This window comes from Serratia sp. YC16 (genome assembly GCF_009707615.1).
GTDB lineage: Bacteria > Pseudomonadota > Gammaproteobacteria > Enterobacterales > Enterobacteriaceae > Serratia > Serratia surfactantfaciens.
The window spans coordinates 208,692-225,536 of sequence record NZ_WLYN01000004.1 but is presented as its reverse complement, the minus strand read 5'-3'; the positions used below and the strand labels follow the sequence as shown (position 1 = coordinate 225,536).

21 protein-coding genes are annotated in these 16,845 nt (G+C 60.2%); 17 read left to right on the top strand and 4 right to left on the bottom strand.

Annotated features, from left to right (window positions below; all coding sequences use genetic code 11):
• Positions 1 to 59: 59 nt before the first annotated feature.
• Positions 60 to 1,199 (bottom strand): 23S rRNA (guanine(1835)-N(2))-methyltransferase RlmG, encoded by a 1,140-nt coding sequence (gene rlmG, locus GKN89_RS15380; RefSeq protein ID WP_019453100.1) that lies wholly within the window; start codon positions 1,197 to 1,199, stop codon positions 60 to 62.
• 229 nt (positions 1,200 to 1,428) lie between these two features.
• Between rlmG and GKN89_RS15375 the strand changes: the two genes are divergently transcribed.
• From GKN89_RS15375 to sstT, 7 genes are all read left to right on the top strand, one after another.
• Positions 1,429 to 1,719 (top strand): type II toxin-antitoxin system RelE/ParE family toxin, encoded by a 291-nt coding sequence (locus tag GKN89_RS15375; protein ID WP_046897263.1) that lies wholly within the window; start codon positions 1,429 to 1,431, stop codon positions 1,717 to 1,719.
• 14 nt (positions 1,720 to 1,733) lie between these two features.
• Positions 1,734 to 2,057, top strand: a complete 324-nt coding sequence (locus tag GKN89_RS15370) for a HigA family addiction module antitoxin (RefSeq protein WP_015379150.1) — start codon at positions 1,734 to 1,736, stop codon at positions 2,055 to 2,057.
• Positions 2,050 to 2,562: a M48 family metallopeptidase gene (locus tag GKN89_RS15365; protein WP_016930176.1), complete on the top strand. Its 513-nt coding sequence runs from the start codon at positions 2,050 to 2,052 to the stop codon at positions 2,560 to 2,562. The genes GKN89_RS15370 and GKN89_RS15365 overlap by 8 nt, the downstream gene beginning before the upstream one ends.
• Positions 2,563 to 2,612: 50 nt before the next feature.
• Entirely contained in the window at positions 2,613 to 3,593 is a 981-nt protein-coding gene (locus GKN89_RS15360; protein ID WP_154747290.1) for a Gfo/Idh/MocA family protein, read from the top strand.
• 1 nt (position 3,594) lies between these two features.
• Positions 3,595 to 4,326, top strand: coding sequence for a glutamine amidotransferase (locus tag GKN89_RS15355; RefSeq protein ID WP_019453102.1), 732 nt, complete (start codon positions 3,595 to 3,597; stop codon positions 4,324 to 4,326).
• A 252-nt stretch (positions 4,327 to 4,578) separates the two neighbouring features.
• Positions 4,579 to 5,547: a TerC family protein gene (locus GKN89_RS15350; RefSeq protein WP_019453103.1), complete on the top strand. Its 969-nt coding sequence runs from the start codon at positions 4,579 to 4,581 to the stop codon at positions 5,545 to 5,547.
• Between the two features lie 263 nt (positions 5,548 to 5,810).
• Positions 5,811 to 7,046 carry a serine/threonine transporter SstT gene (sstT, locus tag GKN89_RS15345; protein WP_063918713.1) on the top strand — a complete coding sequence of 412 codons (1,236 nt, stop codon included), beginning with the start codon at positions 5,811 to 5,813 and terminating at the stop codon, positions 7,044 to 7,046.
• Positions 7,047 to 7,099: 53 nt separating this feature from the next.
• Here sstT and GKN89_RS15340 read toward each other — a convergent pair whose 3' ends face one another.
• The 3 genes from GKN89_RS15340 to GKN89_RS15330 are packed head-to-tail and all read right to left on the bottom strand — an operon-like array spanning position 7,100 to position 10,238.
• Positions 7,100 to 8,587: a UxaA family hydrolase gene (locus GKN89_RS15340; protein ID WP_154747289.1), complete on the bottom strand. Its 1,488-nt coding sequence runs from the start codon at positions 8,585 to 8,587 to the stop codon at positions 7,100 to 7,102.
• 20 nt (positions 8,588 to 8,607) lie between these two features.
• The gene (gene uxaC, locus GKN89_RS15335) at positions 8,608 to 10,020 is read right to left on the bottom strand and encodes a glucuronate isomerase (protein WP_154747288.1); all 1,413 of its coding nucleotides are present in this window, start codon (positions 10,018 to 10,020) and stop codon (positions 8,608 to 8,610) included.
• Positions 10,021 to 10,070: 50 nt separating this feature from the next.
• Complete coding sequence (locus GKN89_RS15330) at positions 10,071 to 10,238, bottom strand: hypothetical protein (protein WP_154747287.1); 168 nt, start codon at positions 10,236 to 10,238, stop codon at positions 10,071 to 10,073.
• A 77-nt stretch (positions 10,239 to 10,315) separates the two neighbouring features.
• On the opposite strand from GKN89_RS15330, the gene GKN89_RS15325 reads away from it, so the two are divergent.
• From GKN89_RS15325 to GKN89_RS15280, 10 genes are all read left to right on the top strand, one after another.
• Complete coding sequence (locus GKN89_RS15325) at positions 10,316 to 11,614, top strand: MFS transporter (RefSeq protein WP_063918710.1); 1,299 nt, start codon at positions 10,316 to 10,318, stop codon at positions 11,612 to 11,614.
• Positions 11,615 to 11,733: 119 nt separating this feature from the next.
• Positions 11,734 to 12,510 (top strand): transcriptional regulator ExuR, encoded by a 777-nt coding sequence (exuR, locus tag GKN89_RS15320; protein ID WP_019453108.1) that lies wholly within the window; start codon positions 11,734 to 11,736, stop codon positions 12,508 to 12,510.
• A 186-nt stretch (positions 12,511 to 12,696) separates the two neighbouring features.
• Positions 12,697 to 13,143: a hypothetical protein gene (locus GKN89_RS15315; RefSeq protein ID WP_063918709.1), complete on the top strand. Its 447-nt coding sequence runs from the start codon at positions 12,697 to 12,699 to the stop codon at positions 13,141 to 13,143.
• A gap of 136 nt (positions 13,144 to 13,279) precedes the next feature.
• Positions 13,280 to 13,960 carry a DedA family protein gene (locus GKN89_RS15310; RefSeq protein WP_063918708.1) on the top strand — a complete coding sequence of 227 codons (681 nt, stop codon included), beginning with the start codon at positions 13,280 to 13,282 and terminating at the stop codon, positions 13,958 to 13,960.
• Entirely contained in the window at positions 13,957 to 14,331 is a 375-nt protein-coding gene (gene mzrA, locus GKN89_RS15305; protein ID WP_004937130.1) for an EnvZ/OmpR regulon moderator MzrA, read from the top strand. The genes GKN89_RS15310 and mzrA overlap by 4 nt, the downstream gene beginning before the upstream one ends.
• Before the next feature lie 242 nt (positions 14,332 to 14,573).
• Positions 14,574 to 14,945, top strand: coding sequence for a DUF1090 domain-containing protein (locus GKN89_RS15300; protein ID WP_019453111.1), 372 nt, complete (start codon positions 14,574 to 14,576; stop codon positions 14,943 to 14,945).
• 163 nt (positions 14,946 to 15,108) lie between these two features.
• Positions 15,109 to 15,414: a YqjD family protein gene (locus GKN89_RS15295; protein ID WP_004937125.1), complete on the top strand. Its 306-nt coding sequence runs from the start codon at positions 15,109 to 15,111 to the stop codon at positions 15,412 to 15,414.
• 2 nt (positions 15,415 to 15,416) lie between these two features.
• A complete protein-coding gene (locus tag GKN89_RS15290; RefSeq protein WP_015379160.1) occupies positions 15,417 to 15,818 on the top strand; it encodes a phage holin family protein in 402 nt (133 codons plus the stop codon).
• Positions 15,815 to 16,102 carry a YqjK-like family protein gene (locus GKN89_RS15285; RefSeq protein ID WP_019453112.1) on the top strand — a complete coding sequence of 96 codons (288 nt, stop codon included), beginning with the start codon at positions 15,815 to 15,817 and terminating at the stop codon, positions 16,100 to 16,102. Before GKN89_RS15290 ends, GKN89_RS15285 begins: the two co-directional genes overlap by 4 nt.
• 296 nt (positions 16,103 to 16,398) lie before the next feature.
• Complete coding sequence (locus GKN89_RS15280; RefSeq protein ID WP_025160115.1) at positions 16,399 to 16,794, top strand: DoxX family protein; 396 nt, start codon at positions 16,399 to 16,401, stop codon at positions 16,792 to 16,794.
• Positions 16,795 to 16,845 lie beyond the last annotated feature (51 nt).

Below are 16,845 nucleotides of genomic sequence, written 5' to 3'. Positions count from 1 at the left end.
CGCTTTTTCCCCCTTTGTCTACAGCCAGAGGGGCGCCCGGCGCCCCTTGTTATTCACTCTCAGCGACGCGCGCCAGATTTCACCGCTCGAAGGATCACGAACTTCTTGTTCGAGGCCACCAGCGTACAGTTGCCGAACAGGCGCTTGAGCTTCTGGTGATAGTCTAGGTGACGGTTGCCGACGATGCGCAGTTCGCCGCCCACCTGCAGGCAACGCTTGGCGTCGCAGAACATCTGCCAGGCAGTGTGATCGGTGATGGCGTGTTGCTGGTGGAATGGCGGGTTGCACAGTACCGCCTGCACGCTTTCACGCTCGATGCCCGCCAGCGCGTTGTTCACCTCAAACTGACAGCGATCCAACTCTTGCGGCAGATTGTGCTCCACGTTCAGTTCGCTGGAGGCCACCGCCATGTAAGATTCATCGACGAAGGTCACCTGCGCTTCCGGGTTCTGCGCCAGCGCCGTCAGACCAATCACGCCGTTGCCGCAGCCCAGATCGACAATGTGGCCGTTCAGGCCGCGCGGCAGATGTTGCATAAACAGGCGCGCGCCGATATCCAGGCTGCCGCGCGAGAAGACGTTGGCGTGGTTGTGGATCAGCCAATCGGTGCCGTCCAGCGTCCAGTCGGTGGTTTCTGCCGCCGCCGGTGGGACGATGTCCGCCGCCTGGCAGAAGATCAGGCGCGCCTTCTTCCACGCCAGGCTGGTGCGCGTCGGGCCCAGCACCTTTTCAAACAGCTGCATCGTCGAGGTGTGCACGTCGCGGGCTTTGGCGCCGGCAACGATCAGCGTGTCTTCGGTCACAACGTGGCGCAGCGCGCGCAGCTGCTGTTCCAGCAGCGCCAACGCTTTCGGCACGCGAATCAGCACCACCGCCGGCGCCGCCGGCAGTTCGGCCAGGCTGTCCAACAGCGTGACCTGCTCAGGATCCAATCCGTTGAGCTTCAGGTTGTGGCGCGTCGCCAGCTGGCTCATGTACGAGTCGCTGACGCTGTAAGGGCGATGCGCGTGCAACGCACAGGCCAGGGTGCCGAAGTTATCGTTGAAAATCAGCACCGGGCGGCCGCCGATATCTACATTTTCAAGCTGTTGCAGCAGATATTCGTCCGCCGCTTCCCACGCCTGCAGTTGGGTGGATTCTTCCTGTTGGGGATAACGCTCCAGCTCAAGTTGCTGTGTTCCCAGATCGAGTTGGCTCATTGCCCCTCCTGACTGATAAAATTTGGGCTGTTTATCCCCTAAAAACGCCCGTCAGTAAAATGTTTTTTCGGATAAATTGCGTATTGCGCCGCGTATCTGAAAACCCACGCCCCTTTTCCCCTTTAACAACATTAACCTTCCTTGCCCGCACGTCCATGTCGACGTTTTTTTAACCTGACGGGGTGTAACTTTAAATGTTACACTGCCAATCCCTATGGAAGGGGGAAGCATGATTAAATCTTTCCGCGATCGCTATCTGGAGCAGTTCTATCTGGAAGGCAGACGCAGCCGTCTGATTCCCGGCATGCTCGAACGGCAGTTGGCCAGAAAGCTCGATATGTTGGCAGCCGCGCAGCAAGAGCGCGATTTGCATCACCCCACGGGCAACTATTACAAGCGGCTGTCGGGGCCGTTTCAGGGATGGTCAAGTCTGCGCGTTAATATGCACTGGCGGCTGATGTTCCAGTGGCGGCATGATGCCGCTGAAAGAATTTACCTCGATCCTCACCAAGATACCTGAACGAGGGGGAACCCATGTTGGAAACCACGACTCGCGAACCCACCACGGTGGGGGAAGTGCTGCAGGAAGAGTATTTAACGCCGTTAGGCATCGGCCAGGAAGAACTGGCGAAGGTGCTGGGCGTCACCCGCGCCACCGTTAACCGCCTGTGCAATGGTCATCGACGCATGAGCGTTGCCGAGGCCAACCTGTTTGCCGATCTGTTCGAAACGACCGCCGACTTTTGGCTGAACCTGCAGGCGGCGCACGATCGCTGGGAGGCCAGACAGGCCGATGCGCAGCGTGTGCGGCTGCGGCCAATCAAAGAAATACTGGGACGCAATATCACTCATGCATGACATCGAGCTCGCTTACCTGCAAGGCTACCCAACGCATCTGCAAAGCCAGGTGCAACAACTGATCCATCAAAACCGGCTGGGTGACGTGCTGCTGCAGCGCTATCCGCAGGTGCACGACTGTACCACCGACAAATCGCTGTATCAGTTTACCGTCGATCTGAAAAATCAGTATCTGCGCAACGCCCAGCCGCTGAGCAAGGTGGCTTACGACAGCAAGATCCACGTCATGAAGCACGCGCTTGGCCTGCATACCGCCATCTCGCGCGTGCAAGGCGGCAAGCTGAAGGCCAAGGCAGAAATCCGCGTGGCGACGGTGTTCAAAGTCGCGCCCGAGCCGTTCCTGCGCATGATCGTGGTGCATGAGCTGGCGCACCTGAAAGAGAAAGATCACAACAAGGCGTTCTACAGCCTGTGCTGCCACATGGAGCCGGATTACCACCAGCTGGAGTTCGATACCCGGCTGTATCTGACGCACCTTTCGCTGTTCGGCGAGCTGTATGCATAGCGAGTGGGGGCGTGATAATCTGCGGTTTTAGGCCTGGACCGGAGCTCGCCATGATTCGCTTTGCCGTCGTCGGCACCAACTGGATTACGGAACGTTTTATCGATGCCGCCCATGAAAGCGGCAAACTCAAGCTGAGCGCCGTGTATTCACGCTCGCTGGAACAGGCGCAGGCGTTTGGCGCCAACTATCAGGTCACGCAGTTTTTCGACTCGCTGGAGGCAATGGCCCAGTCCGACGTCATAGACGCGGTGTATATCGCCAGCCCCAATTCCCTGCACTGCCCGCAATCGCTGCTGTTCCTGCGCCATAAGAAGCACGTGATCTGCGAGAAGCCGCTGGCTTCCAACCAACGCGAAGCGGAACAGCTGGTGGCCTGCGCGCGGGAAAATCAGGTGGTGCTGTTCGAGGCGTTCAAAAGCGCCTATCTGCCTAATTTCCTGGCGCTACAGCAGGCGTTGCCGAAAGTCGGCCGGCTGCGCAAAGTCTTCATCAACTACTGCCAATACTCGTCACGCTACCCGCGCTATCTGGCCGGCGAGAACCCCAACACCTTTAACCCGCAGTTCTCCAATGGCTCCATCATGGACATCGGCTACTACTGCCTGGCCAGCGCGGTGGCGCTGTTCGGCGCGCCGCAGACGGTGCTCGCCAGCGCCACGCTGCTGGATACCGGCGTGGACGCCCACGGCACCGTCTGCCTGAACTACGGCGATTTCGACGTTACGCTTTCCCATTCCAAGGTCAGCGACTCGGCGCTCCCCAGCGAGATCCAGGGAGAAGAAGGCACGCTGATTATCGACAAGATTTCCGAGTGCCAGGGCGTGGCGCTGACGCCGCGCGGCGGCAACCGCCAGGATCTGAGCCAGACGCAGCACATCAACACCATGCTGTATGAAGCGCTGGCCTTTGCCGAGCGGGTTGAGAAGCACCAGGTCGAGCATCCAGGGCTGGAGCATTCGCTGATCGTCGCCCGCCTGCTGACCGACATCCGCCGCCAGACCGGCGTCGTCTTCCCCGCCGACGGAGAATAAGATGAAACCGCTGCTCGTCATGCAAACCGGCGATGCGCCGCAGGCCATTCGTCAGGAACTGGCCAACTTCGAAGGCATGTTCCTGCAACAGGGCAATATCGATGCCGAACGCGCGCACATCGTGCATCTGCCCGCCGGCGAGCGGCCACTGCCGCCGGCCACCTATTGCGGCGTGGTGATCACCGGTTCGCCGGCGATGGTGACCGAACAGCTGCCGTGGAGCGAAGAGGCCGCCGAGTGGCTGCGTCAGGCGATGGCGATCAAACTGCCACTGTTCGGTGTTTGTTATGGTCACCAACTGCTGGCCTATGCGCTTGGCGGCGAAGTGGGCTACCACCCGCAGGGCATGGAGGTCGGCACGCTGGAGATCGAGCTGCTGCCCGCCGCGGCCGACGATCGGCGGCTCACCCTGCTGCCGCCACGCTTCAAGGCCAATCTTATCCACTCGCAGAGCGTGCTGGCGCCGCCCGCCGGCGCGCAGACGCTGGCGCGTTCGCAACAGGATGCGCACCAGATCCTGCGCTATGGCGATCATGCCCTGACCACTCAGTTCCACCCGGAATTCAACGGCGCGGTGATGAGCCAGTATCTGCAGTGGCTCGGTGAGCTGCATCCCGAGCAGCAATCCCTCTATCAGCAGAAACAACAACAGGTTAGCGATACGCCGTTCAGCCGCCTGCTGCTGCAGGGATTCGTCGTCAGCCTCGGCGCGCAAAAAGCGTTGGCCGGCTAACGCGATTCACATTGACCGCCGACATATTTTGCATTACTTTCTGCTCTGCAAAGGGGAGTAACTTCATTGCCGGTCAATCGTCATTACGATGCGCAAGCATCCGGTTACCGGGCAACCTGATGTCAAAGGTGTAACTACCTTCATCAACGTTGTAAGTGAGACCTTGCCGGAAGGCGAGGTTTGCTTGCAGCGTTCACAGAGCGGCTGGCGTCTTCCGACGTTGGCCGTTTTTGTTTTTGAAGGATACCTCTGATGATGAATACCGTTGGCACACCGTGGTTATGGGGCAGCTTCGCCGCCGTCATAGTCGTGATGCTCGCAATCGACCTCCTGTTGCAGGGCCGTAAAGGCGCGCACACCATGACCCTGAAGCAGGCCGCCAGCTGGTCGCTGGTGTGGGTCAGCCTCTCCCTGCTGTTCAACTTCGGTTTCTGGTACTACCTGAACGAAACCGCCGGGCGCGCCGTCGCCGACACCCAGGCGCTGGCCTTCCTGACCGGTTACCTGATCGAAAAAGCGCTGGCGGTGGATAACGTGTTCGTCTGGCTGATGCTGTTCAGCTACTTCTCCGTGCCGGCCAACCTGCAGCGGCGAGTGCTGATCTACGGCGTGTTGGGCGCGATCGTGCTGCGTACTATCATGATCTTCGCCGGCAGCTGGCTGGTCAGCCAGTTCCAGTGGCTGCTGTATCTGTTCGGCGCTTTCCTGCTGTTCACCGGTATCAAGATGGCGCTGGCGAAGGAAGATGACTCGGCGATCGGCGACAAGCCGCTGGTAAAATGGCTGCGCAGCCGCCTGCGCATGACCGACAGCCTCGAAGGCGAGCGCTTCTTCGTGCGCCGCAACGGCATCCTGTTCGCCACCCCGCTGGTGCTGGTGCTGATCCTGGTAGAGCTGAGCGACGTGATCTTCGCGGTGGACAGCATTCCGGCGATCTTCGCCGTGACTACCGATCCGTTCATCGTGCTGACCTCTAACCTGTTCGCCATCATGGGTCTGCGCGCCATGTACTTCCTGCTGGCCAACGTGGCGGAGCGGTTCTCGATGCTGAAATACGGCCTGTCGGTGATCCTGGTGTTTATCGGCATCAAGATGCTGATTATCGACTTCTTCCACATCCCGATCGGCGTGTCGCTCGGCGTGGTGGCGGGCATCCTGGCGCTCACCTTGCTGATCAACGCCTGGGTCAATCGCCGCAACGATCGCCTGGCGAAGAAATAACCATAATCTGTTATCCGGGGCGCTAGTCGCCCCGTGATTGTTTGGCAATTCCCGCAAAACGCCAAACGTTATTACGATCACACAAATGTAACCAGTATGTTATCAAGTGTTGATCCGCGCTCAGAATTTCACCCTCGCCTCTTTCCAACATCATTCTATTGCTGAATACTGATTCGGCAAACACACTTAGTTACAGAATCACATAAAGCTACCCGGCGTCGTTCCCGCCGCGGCGGCCAGATAACATCAGGAAGAGAAGCACTATGCAAAAACTACTACAAAGGATCACACAGGGCAGCCTGGTCAAACAAATCATGGTCGGCCTGGTGGCCGGCATTCTGCTGGCGCTGGTTTCGCCGGCGGCGGCAACGGCGGTCGGCCTGCTCGGTTCCCTGTTCGTCGGCGCGCTGAAAGCGGTGGCGCCGGTGCTGGTACTGATTCTGGTCATGGCCTCCATCGCCAATCATAAACAGGGGCAGAAGACCAATATTCGTCCGATCCTGTTTCTCTACCTGCTGGGCACCTTCGCCGCCGCGCTGGTGGCGGTGGTCGTCAGCTTTATCTTCCCTTCCACGCTGGCGCTGACCACCGGGGCGACGGACATCACCCCGCCAGGCGGTATCGTGGACGTCATGAAGGGCCTGTTGATGAGCGTGGTGGCCAACCCGTTCCATGCGCTGATTAACGCCAACTACATCGGCATTCTGGCCTGGGCCGTCGGGCTGGGGCTGGCGCTGCGCCACGCCTCCGAAACCACCAAAAACCTGATCAACGACATGTCCCATGCGGTTACGCTGGTGGTGCGTGCGGTCATTCGCTGTGCGCCGCTCGGCATCTTCGGCCTGGTGGCTTCCACGCTGGCGGAAACCGGCTTCGGCGTGCTGTGGGGCTATGCCCAGCTGCTGATGGTGCTGCTCGGCTGCATGCTGCTGGTGGCGCTGGTGCTCAACCCGCTGATCGTTTACTGGAAGATCCGCCGCAACCCATACCCGCTGGTGTTCGCCTGCCTGCGCGAGAGCGGCGTGACCGCCTTCTTCACCCGCAGCTCGGCCGCCAATATCCCGGTGAACATGGAGCTGTGCAAGAAGCTGAACCTGAATGAAGACACCTACTCGGTTTCCATTCCGCTGGGCGCAACCATCAACATGGCTGGCGCGGCGATCACCATCACCGTGCTGACGCTGGCGGCGGTGAACACGCTGGGCATTGCGGTGGACGTACCGACCGCCCTGCTGCTGAGCGTGGTGGCGGCACTGTGCGCCTGCGGCGCCTCCGGCGTAGCGGGCGGCTCGCTGCTGCTGATCCCGCTGGCGTGCAATATGTTCGGCATTCCGAACGACGTGGCGATGCAGGTGGTAGCGGTCGGCTTTATCATCGGCGTGCTGCAGGATTCGGCGGAAACCGCCCTCAACTCCTCCACCGACGTGCTGTTCACCGCCGCCGCCTGCCAGGCGGAAGACCAACGGCTGGCGAATGAAGATCCGCTGAAGGTGCGTTAATCCCACCTTGCTTCATAGAAAAGGCGCTCTTTCGAGCGCCTTTTTTGTCAGTCTTACAGCGTCACCCCGCTTTTAAATATCGCCAGCTCGCGGAAATCGTTGGCTTCATTGCGCGCCGGGCGGCCGTTGACGATCTCGACAATCAGATCGACGAAGCGGCTGAGCAGCTCGTCCATGGTTACCCCGTGAATCAAGCCGCCGGCGTCGAAATCGATCCAGTGCGGTTTCTTCGCCGCCAGTTCGCTGTTGGTGGCCAGCTTCACCGTCGGTACAAAGCCGCCATACGGCGTGCCGCGTCCGGTGCTGAACAGCACCATATGGCAGCCGGCGCCGGCCAGCGCGCTGGTCGCCACCGCATCGTTGCCCGGCGCGCTGAGCAGGTTCAGCCCCGGCACGCGCAGCCGCTCGCCGTATTTCAGCACGTCCACCACCTGGCTCAGGCCCGCCTTTTGGGTGCAGCCGAGCGATTTTTCCTCCAGCGTGGTGATGCCGCCGGCCTTGTTGCCCGGCGACGGATTCTCATAAATAGGCTGCTGGTGGGCGATGAAATAGCGTTTGAAGTCGTTGATCATGTCGACGGTCTTGCCGAAGGTTTCCCAATCGCGACAGCGGCTCATCAGAATGCGCTCGGCGCCAAACATCTCCGGCACTTCGGTCAGCACCGTGGTGCCGCCGTTGGCGATCGCATAGTCGGAAAAGCGCCCCAGCAGCGGGTTGGCGGTAATGCCCGACAGCCCGTCCGAACCGCCGCACTCCAGGCCAAACCTCAGCTCGCTCAAGTGGCCTGGTTCGCGCCTATCGTGGCGCATCTCCCGATACAGCTCGTGCAGCAGCGCCAGTCCGGCCTCCACCTCGTCGTCCTGCTGCTGGCACACCATAAAGCGCAGCCGCCGATCGTCCTCGATCCCCAAGGTGGCGCGAAAGGCCTCCACCTGATTGTTCTCGCAACCCAGCCCGATCACCAGCACCGCGCCGGCATTGGGATGGCGGACCATGTTTTGCAGCATGATGCGGGTATTGGCATGATCTTGCCCCAACTGCGAGCAGCCGAACGGATGGCTGAACAGATGCACGCCGTCGATCCCGTCCGCCTGAGTTTGCTGTAAAAAGCGATGCTGGATCTGGCGGGCGATGCCGTTGACGCAGCCGACGGTGGGCACGATCCACAGCTCGTTGCGGATCCCCACTTCGCCGCCGGCCCGGCGATACAGCTGCACCTCGCGATCCGCCGCCTGCGGCGGCAGCGCGGGGAACTGCGGCTGGTAACGGTAGCTGTCCAGATCGCTCAGGTTGGTTTTGGCGTTTTGCGAGTGAATATGCTCCCCTGGCGCGATGGCCGCGAGCGCATGGCCGATCGGCTGACCATATTTGATGATGTCCTCACCCTCGGCGATCGGGCCGAGCGCAAACTTGTGCCCGCGCGCCACCGGCTGCGCCAATCGAACGCTCTCCGCTTCCAGCTCAACCGTTTCTCCAGCGGCCAGATCGCGCAGCGCCACCGCCACGTTATCCTGCTCATGAATCTTTATCGTACTTTGCATAAACCGGTCCCGGATAACGGCTACGCCAGTTCAATGGCGAAATAGTTTTTGGCGTTGTCGAAGCAGATGTTTTGCACCATCTCGCCCAGCAGCGCGATGTCCGCCGGCGCTTCGCCATCCGTCACCCAGCGGCCGATCATCTGGCAAAGGATGCGACGGAAGTATTCATGGCGCGTGTACGACAGGAAGCTGCGGCTGTCGGTCAACATGCCGACGAAACGGCTCAGCAGCCCGAGCTGCGCCAGCTGCGTCATCTGCCGTTGCATGCCGTCCTTTTGATCGTTGAACCACCAGCCGGAGCCGAATTGCATCTTGCCGGGCGTGCCTTCCCCCTGGAAGTTGCCGACCATGGTGCCGATCACTTCGTTATCGCGCGGGTTGAGGCAGTAGAGAATGGTTTTCGGCAGGCCGCCCTGCCGCGCCTGGGCGTCCAGCAGCCGCGACAGTGGTTCCGCCAACGGCCGGTCGTTGATCGAATCGAAACCGATATCCGGGCCGACGGCGGCCAGCATGCGGCTGTTGTTATTGCGCAGCGCGCCGATGTGATACTGCTGCACCCAACCACGGCGCCGGTACTCGCCGGCCAGAAACAGCAGTACCGCGCTTTTGAACTGGGCGCTCTGTTCCGGCGTCGGCAGCTCGCCGTTCAGGCGGCGCAGCAGGATCGCATCCAGCGTCGCTTCATCGGCCTCGCCGAACACCACCACGTCCAGCGCATGGTCGGCCACCTTGCAACCGTGGGCGGCAAAGTGATCCATGCGCTGGTACAGGGCATCGCACAGCGTGCTGAAGCGGCCGATGGCAGTGTCAGCCGCCGCCTCCAGCTGCCGCAGATAGTCGTTGAAGCCCGGTGCATCGATAGTGAAAGCCTTGTCCGGCCGCCAGCTCGGCAGCACTTTGATCTCGAAGCTGCGATCGTCGGCGATCGCCCGATGATGGCGCAGATCGTCGATAGGATCGTCGGTGGTGCCGACCATTCTCACGTTCATCTGGCGCATGATGCCGCGCGCGCGAAACTCATCCTGCGCCAGCAGCGCATTGCCGCGCTGCCAGATCTCGTCCGCCGTGGCCGGCGACAGCAGCGTGCCGGTGATGCCGAACGGCCGGCGCAGCTCCAGATGCGTCCAGTGATAGAGCGGATTGCCGATGGTATGCGGCACCGTGGCGGCCCAGGCGTCGAACTTCTCGCGATCGCCCGCATCGCCGGTGCACAGCCGCTCCGCTACGCCGTTGGTGCGCATCGCCCGCCATTTGTAGTGATCGCCCCGCAGCCAAATATCGTACAGGTTGCTGAAGCGGGTGTTCTCCGCGATCTGCTGCGGCGGCAAATGGCAGTGATAATCGAAAATCGGCTGCGGCGCCGCATAGTCGTGATACAAGCGCCGGGCAAACTCGCTGTCCAGCAGGAAATCTTCGCTCAAAAACGTCGCCATTTCGGGCTCCTTACTTGCCGTGCGGCACGGGAATCGAATCGCAAAAGTTATCACACCAATTTTAATGAGCGTCCAGCAAATTTTTCCCGCCATTTGCCGTTTTGCTGTCCTTCAATCCCTTTTTCGCTCAGTTTTACGGCAAACGTGCGGCATAAACGCACTATTTCACCGGCAACAGTATCGCTCAGGCGAATAATTCCTTTTGTGATATCACTCAACCTTTAAACCTGTATGACAGGTTATTGTCTCGCCAGCCGCATCGCCGGCCACACCTTCAAACGGGGAGACTTTTCGGATGCGTAAAATTAAAGGGTTACGCTGGTACATGATCGGACTGGTGACCATCGGCACCGTGCTGGGCTACCTGACCCGCAACGCCATCGCCGTCGCGGCGCCAACGCTGGAAGATACGCTGCACATCACCACCCAACAGTATTCCTATATCGTCGCCGCCTATTCCGCCTGCTACACCGTGATGCAGCCGGTGGCGGGCTATGTGCTGGACGTACTGGGCACCAAAATCGGCTACGCCATGTTCGCCATTCTGTGGGCGCTGTTCTGCATGGGCACCGCGTTGGCCAACAGCTGGGGCGGCCTGGCGCTGGCGCGCGGCGCGGTCGGCATGGCCGAAGCGGCGATGATCCCCGCCGGGCTGAAGGCCAGCAGCGAGTGGTTTCCGGCCAAAGAGCGTTCGATCGCCGTCGGCTATTTCAACGTGGGGTCGTCGATCGGCGGCATGATCGCCCCGCCGCTGGTGGTCTGGGCCATCGTGGCGCACAGCTGGGAAATGGCGTTCATCATCACCGGCGTGCTGAGCCTGATCTGGGCCATCTGTTGGCTGCTGTTCTACAAACATCCGAAAGATCAGAAGAAACTGAGTCAGGAAGAACGCAGTTACATCCTCGAAGGCCAGGAAGCGCAACACCAGACCACCCACGCCAAAAAGATGTCGGCCTGGCAGATCGTGCGCAACCGCCAGTTCTGGGGGATCGCGCTGCCGCGCTTTCTGGCGGAGCCGGCCTGGGGCACCTTCAACGCCTGGATCCCGCTGTTCATGTTCAAGGCCTACGGCTTTAATTTGAAAGAGATCGCCATGTTCGCCTGGATGCCGATGCTGTTCGCCGATCTCGGCTGCATCGTCGGCGGCTACCTGCCGCCGCTGTTCCAGAAGTATTTCAAGGTCAATCTGATCGTCTCGCGCAAGCTGGTGGTGACGATGGGAGCGGTGTTGATGATCGGCCCCGGCATGATCGGCCTGTTCACCAGCCCTTACGCCGCCATCGCGCTGCTGTGCGTCGGCGGCTTCGCCCATCAGGCGTTGTCCGGGGCGCTGATCACCCTCTCTTCCGACGTATTCGGCCGCAATGAGGTAGCGACCGCCAACGGCCTGACCGGCATGGCGGCCTGGACCGCCAGCACACTGTTCGCCCTGGTGGTCGGCGCGCTGGCGGATACGCTCGGCTTCAGCCCGCTGTTCGCGGCGCTGTCGGTATTCGACATTCTCGGCGCGATCGTCATCTGGACGGTGCTGCAAAACCGTCCGGCCGCCGAACCGCAGTCAACCGCGCTGCAGCCGACCCCGGCGCGCAGCTGATCCCACCGCCCGGCCGCCGCGCCGGGCCCCTTACCCCTCTGGCAGCAGTGCCGAATAAGTGGTATAACAAATCCAATGGCTACGCGCCCCTTCCCACCGCACCGTATAGAGCATTCACTATGGAATTCACTGAAACCAGACGCCTGTATCAGCAACTGGCCGCCGAGCTTAAGCACCGTATCGAAAGCGGCCGCTACCCGGTGGGCGACAAACTGCCGGCCGAGCGATACATCGCCGAAGAGATGAATGTCAGCCGCACCGTGGTGCGCGAAGCGATCATCATGCTGGAAGTGGAAGGCTATGTGGACGTGCGCAAAGGATCCGGGATCCACGTGGTCTCCAACCAGCAAAAGCACCTGGTGGTGCCGGGCGACAGCATCGAGTTCGCCACCGCCGGCCCGTTTGAGCTGCTGCAGGCGCGCCAGCTGATCGAAAGCAACATCGCCGAATTCGCCGCCACCCAGGTGACCAAGCAGGATATCGTGCAACTGATGGAGATCCAGGAGCACGCCCGCAAAGAGGATCGCTTCCGCGACTCGCAGTGGGATCTGAAGTTCCACGTGCAGGTGGCACTGGCTACTCAGAACACCGCCATGGCCACCATCGTGGAGAAAATGTGGGTGCAGCGGGTCAACAACCCTTACTGGAAAAAGCTGCACGAGCACATCGACGAACGCTCGATCGCCAGCTGGTGCGACGATCACGATCAAATCCTCAAGGCGCTGATGCGCAAAGACCCTTACGCCGCCAAGCTGGCGATGTGGCAACATCTGGAAAACACCAAGCAGATGCTGTTCAACGCCACCAGCGACGACTTCGAATACAACGCCGACCGCTACCTGTTCGCCGAGAATCCGGTAGTGCATCTGGATGGCGTGAGCCACGAGCCGAAATAGCCACTGCGGTCAAAAACCGTCGGCTTATGTCAGGTAATGTAAAATCCGCTGAATCGATGCCGTAACCGCCGTTTGCCGTGTACTATTTCACCGCTGGCAACGTAGATTTCCCTGTTGCCAATCGTGCTATTTTGGTAGAGTTAGCCCACTTTTTTACCCATTGCTGCAGGGGCGGAACGCGAATAAATGCGCTGGTTGTTTGCCATGCTGATTGCTCTTTTCTGCTGGACCGGTTCGGTCTCCGGCCAACAGCTTTGCGTGGCGTCATCCAAGCCCACCCCCAGCGCGCTGAGCAGCCTGCCGCTGCTGGCGGAGCCGGCGCTTTCCCCCTATGATCATGTATATCGGGCGCCGGCCGAAGCGCGCCGCAAAGCCCCCGGCAAGTTGCCGCTGCTGCTGCCCAGAGCGCACTCTTTCTCCGGCTCGCTGCTCGCATTTTCCCTGCTGGCGCCGGTCTATACCCTGGCCGCAGAGCCGGGCTACCGAATTCGTTTCCCCCGCCAGGACACCCCGGCCCCCAACCGGCTTGCCCAGGTCGACTGGATGCTGGACGCCTCCAGGCAACAGAGTCGGCAAGCCGGCTGGAAAGAAAGTAACATGCAGTACCGTGGCACGCTGACTTACCACCTATGACCGGTGTCGCACCGCTTAGAAACTTTAAAGCAACGCCGTTTCATCGTTATCAGCAATCAGGATCGCCGCGCGCTTTCAGCCCACGTCCGCTCCGTCGCTGAGATAAAAATAAACAATGACGTTTTAGGAACACCGGATGGATATCATTAAAGAACTGATACATGCCTTGTGGCAGCAGGATTTTGAGACGCTGGCGAACCCTTCGTTGGTGTGGACCCTCTACATCCTGCTGTTCATGATCCTGTTTTTGGAAAACGGCCTGCTGCCGGCCGCTTTCCTGCCGGGCGACAGCCTGCTGATCCTGGTCGGCGTGCTGATCGCCAAAGGCACCATGGGCTTCCCGCTGACCGTCGTGATCCTGACCGTCGCCGCCAGCCTGGGGTGCTGGGTCAGTTACATACAGGGCCGATGGCTCGGCAATACGCGAACGGTGCAAGGCTGGCTTTCGCACCTGCCGGCCCACTACCATCAGCGGGCGCACAACCTGTTCCACCGCCACGGGCTTTCCGCCCTGCTGGTGGGCCGCTTCCTGGCCTTCGTGCGCACCCTGCTGCCGACCATCGCCGGGCTGTCCGGCCTGAGCAACGCGCGCTTCCAGTTCTTCAACTGGATGAGCGGCCTGCTGTGGGTCTTGATCCTGACGACGCTGGGTTTCGCGCTGGGTAAAACCCCGGTGTTCCGCAAGTATGAAGATCAGCTGATGTTCTGCCTGATGATGTTGCCGCTGGTGTTGCTGGTGGTCGGTCTGGTCGGCTCGCTGATCGTGCTGTGGCGCAAGAAACGCGCCAGCGGCCAGAACCCGGGGAAAGGGGCGTGACAGCAAAGCGCCCGCGCTGGCAATACGTCCTGATGATCGCGCTCGCCCTGCTGGCGTTGGCGACGCTGTTGGTGCCCTGCATGGTGCGCACCGAGAGCGAGCTGCGCATTCGCGCCAGCCAGCAGGGGCTGTCGCTGCCCGACGGATTTTATGTCTACCAGCGCCTCGATGAGCGCGGCATCCGCATCAAGAGCATCACGCCGGAAGGCGATGGCCTGGTCATTCGCCTGGATTCGCCGGAGCAGCAATTGCTGGCGCGCGAAGCGTTGCAAACCATCCTGCCGCCCGGTTACCACATCGCATTGAGCGAGTCTCCGGTGCCGTCGCATTGGGTGCGCGAATTTGCGCGTTCCCCACTCAATCTGGGATAATCCCCCTTCAGATGAAGGGGTTTCCTTTCGCTGCCGCTATCTTCATTTTCATTCGCACCGTTTAGCTCAAAAATCAGTCAGTCGACACCAGACCGCGGCTGATTCTTTGGGGGCACGCCGGTTTCATGACTATGCTGAAGGGTAACTTCAGCCGGCGATGAACGCCCTCCTCTCGCGCTGCCGTCTTAGGCAGTCAGGAAAGCGGATGCCTGTGCAGGCATCCCATGAAAAGGAACTGAAAGATGAAATTACGCCATTCACTGTTACTGCTGCTGCCACTCTGCGCGCTGCCGGCACTCGCTTCGGCCGCAGAGGGCGGCTGCGCCGCCAAAGCGCAAAGCATCCAGCAACAAATCGACTACGCCACCCAGCACGGCAACACCCACCGCGTGGACGGGCTGAAAAAGGCGCTGAGCGAAGTGCAGACCCACTGCACCGAAGCCGGCCTGCAGGCCGAACGCCAGAAAAATATCGCGGAGAAACAGCGCAAGGTTGACGAACGCCGGGAAGAACTGAAAGAAGCGCAGCAAACCGGCAAGCTGGACAAGGTCGCCAAGAAACAGCAAAAGCTGGCGGAAGCGCAGGCTGAGTTGAAACGCGCCCAGGCGGAATAATTTTTTACACCAGCGGATTTATCGATGAGAGCCCCATCACGCGGGATTTCTTAAGCATATGAAAGTGATGTCTGGTGTTATCTGCTAGTCATCACCCCTTTGCTCCGGCGAAAAAATCCGCTATGTTAAAAGTCTGTCGAAATAAACGTTAAGGAATAATCACATGGCACATGATTCAAATGCAGAAAACTTACGCGCTGAACTGAAGTCCTTAGCCGATACGCTGGAGGAAGTGCTGAACTCCTCCACCGACAAGCCGAAAGCCGAGCTGGAGAAGCTGCGTTCGAAAGCGGAAGGCGCGCTGAAAGAGACCCGCGCTCGCCTGAGCGACGCCGGTGACAAGCTGGCTTCGCAAACCAAACAGATCGCCGGCCAAGCCGACGACTACGTGCGCGACAACCCGTGGACCGGCATCGGTATCGGCGCGGCGGTCGGCGTGGTGCTGGGCGTGCTGCTCGCGCGTCGCTAATCATGGCTGAACAACCGCAAGTGCGCGCGCAGGGCCCCGCCAAAGGGGTCCTGGATATCGGTCAGCGCATCATCACGATCCTGGTCGGCATGGTGGAAACCCGTGTCCGGCTGGCGGTCGTCGAGCTGGAAGAGGAGAAAGCCAACCTCATTCAGCTGCTGATCATGGCCGGTATGACGCTGCTGTTCACCGCCTTCGGTTTGATGAGCCTGCTGATCCTGATCTTCTGGGCCATCGATCCGGTCTACCGGCTGGTGGCGCTGGGTGCCACGACCGGCGTGTTGCTGTTCCTGGCCGTGGTCGGCACCATCTGGACGCTGGTCAAGGCCCGTCGCACCACGCTGCTGGGCGCCACGCGCAAGCAGCTGGAGCTCGACCGCGCCGAGCTGGAGCGCGAACCATGAGCCGCCGCCGCTACCTGGAATGGAAGAAAGAGAGGCTGATTCGGCAGATCCAGCAACAGCGTCTGGATCTGGCCGAACACAAGTCTCTGTGGCTGGAAAAGACCGAACGCATCGACCGCGGCTGGCAAACGGTGTTTGGCCTGCGCCGCTATCTGGTGCTCGGTTCCAGCATCATGGCGCTGTACGGCATCCGCCATCCCAGCAAGATGATCCGCTGGTCGCGCCGCGCTTTCGGCGCCTGGAGCGCTATCCGTCTGTTTAAGAAGACGTTCTCTACCAAGTAAGCCGCCGCGTTTTTCCTTCAAACCTCCTGTTGCTCTGCCCCCATTTTTCCCCCTGAAACAGCATGCCTAATCCCGGGGCCGGGCAACCTGCTGACCAACGGCAATTTATTAGCACGCTAAAGATTCAGATTTTTTGAAAAATTACGACAGTTTTACTTGCTAACAACCTGAGCACTTCCCGCTTAACATTCACTCCATCAATACGATACGGACCGGACAGGGTCAAAGACCCGCTACGCCGCCCGCTGATATGACTACCGCCGAACAGGCGCACAAAAACACTTTTGGAGTTGATGATGAAAAAATTAGAAGATACAGGTTTGCTGGTTGCTCGTATTCTGATGCCAATCCTGTTCATCGTGGCAGGCTACGGCAAAATGGGTGACGCCTACGCCGGCACCCAACAATACATGCAATCGATGGGCGTGCCTGGCTTCTTGCTGCCGCTGACCATCCTGCTGGAATTTGGCGGCGGCCTGGCGATCCTGTTCGGTTTCCTGACCCGCACCGTGGCGCTGTTCACCGCCGGTTTCACCATCCTGACCGCGCTGCTGTTCCACACTGACTTTGCAGAAGGCGTAAACCAGCTGATGTTCATGAAAAACCTGACCATCGCCGGCGGCTTCATCGTGTTGGCAGTCGCAGGCCCAGGCGGCTTCAGCATCGACCGTATTCTGAACAAGAAATGGTAATCTAAACTGTCATTCAGGGCCCGGCATGCCGGGTCCTGTCGTTTTTCACTC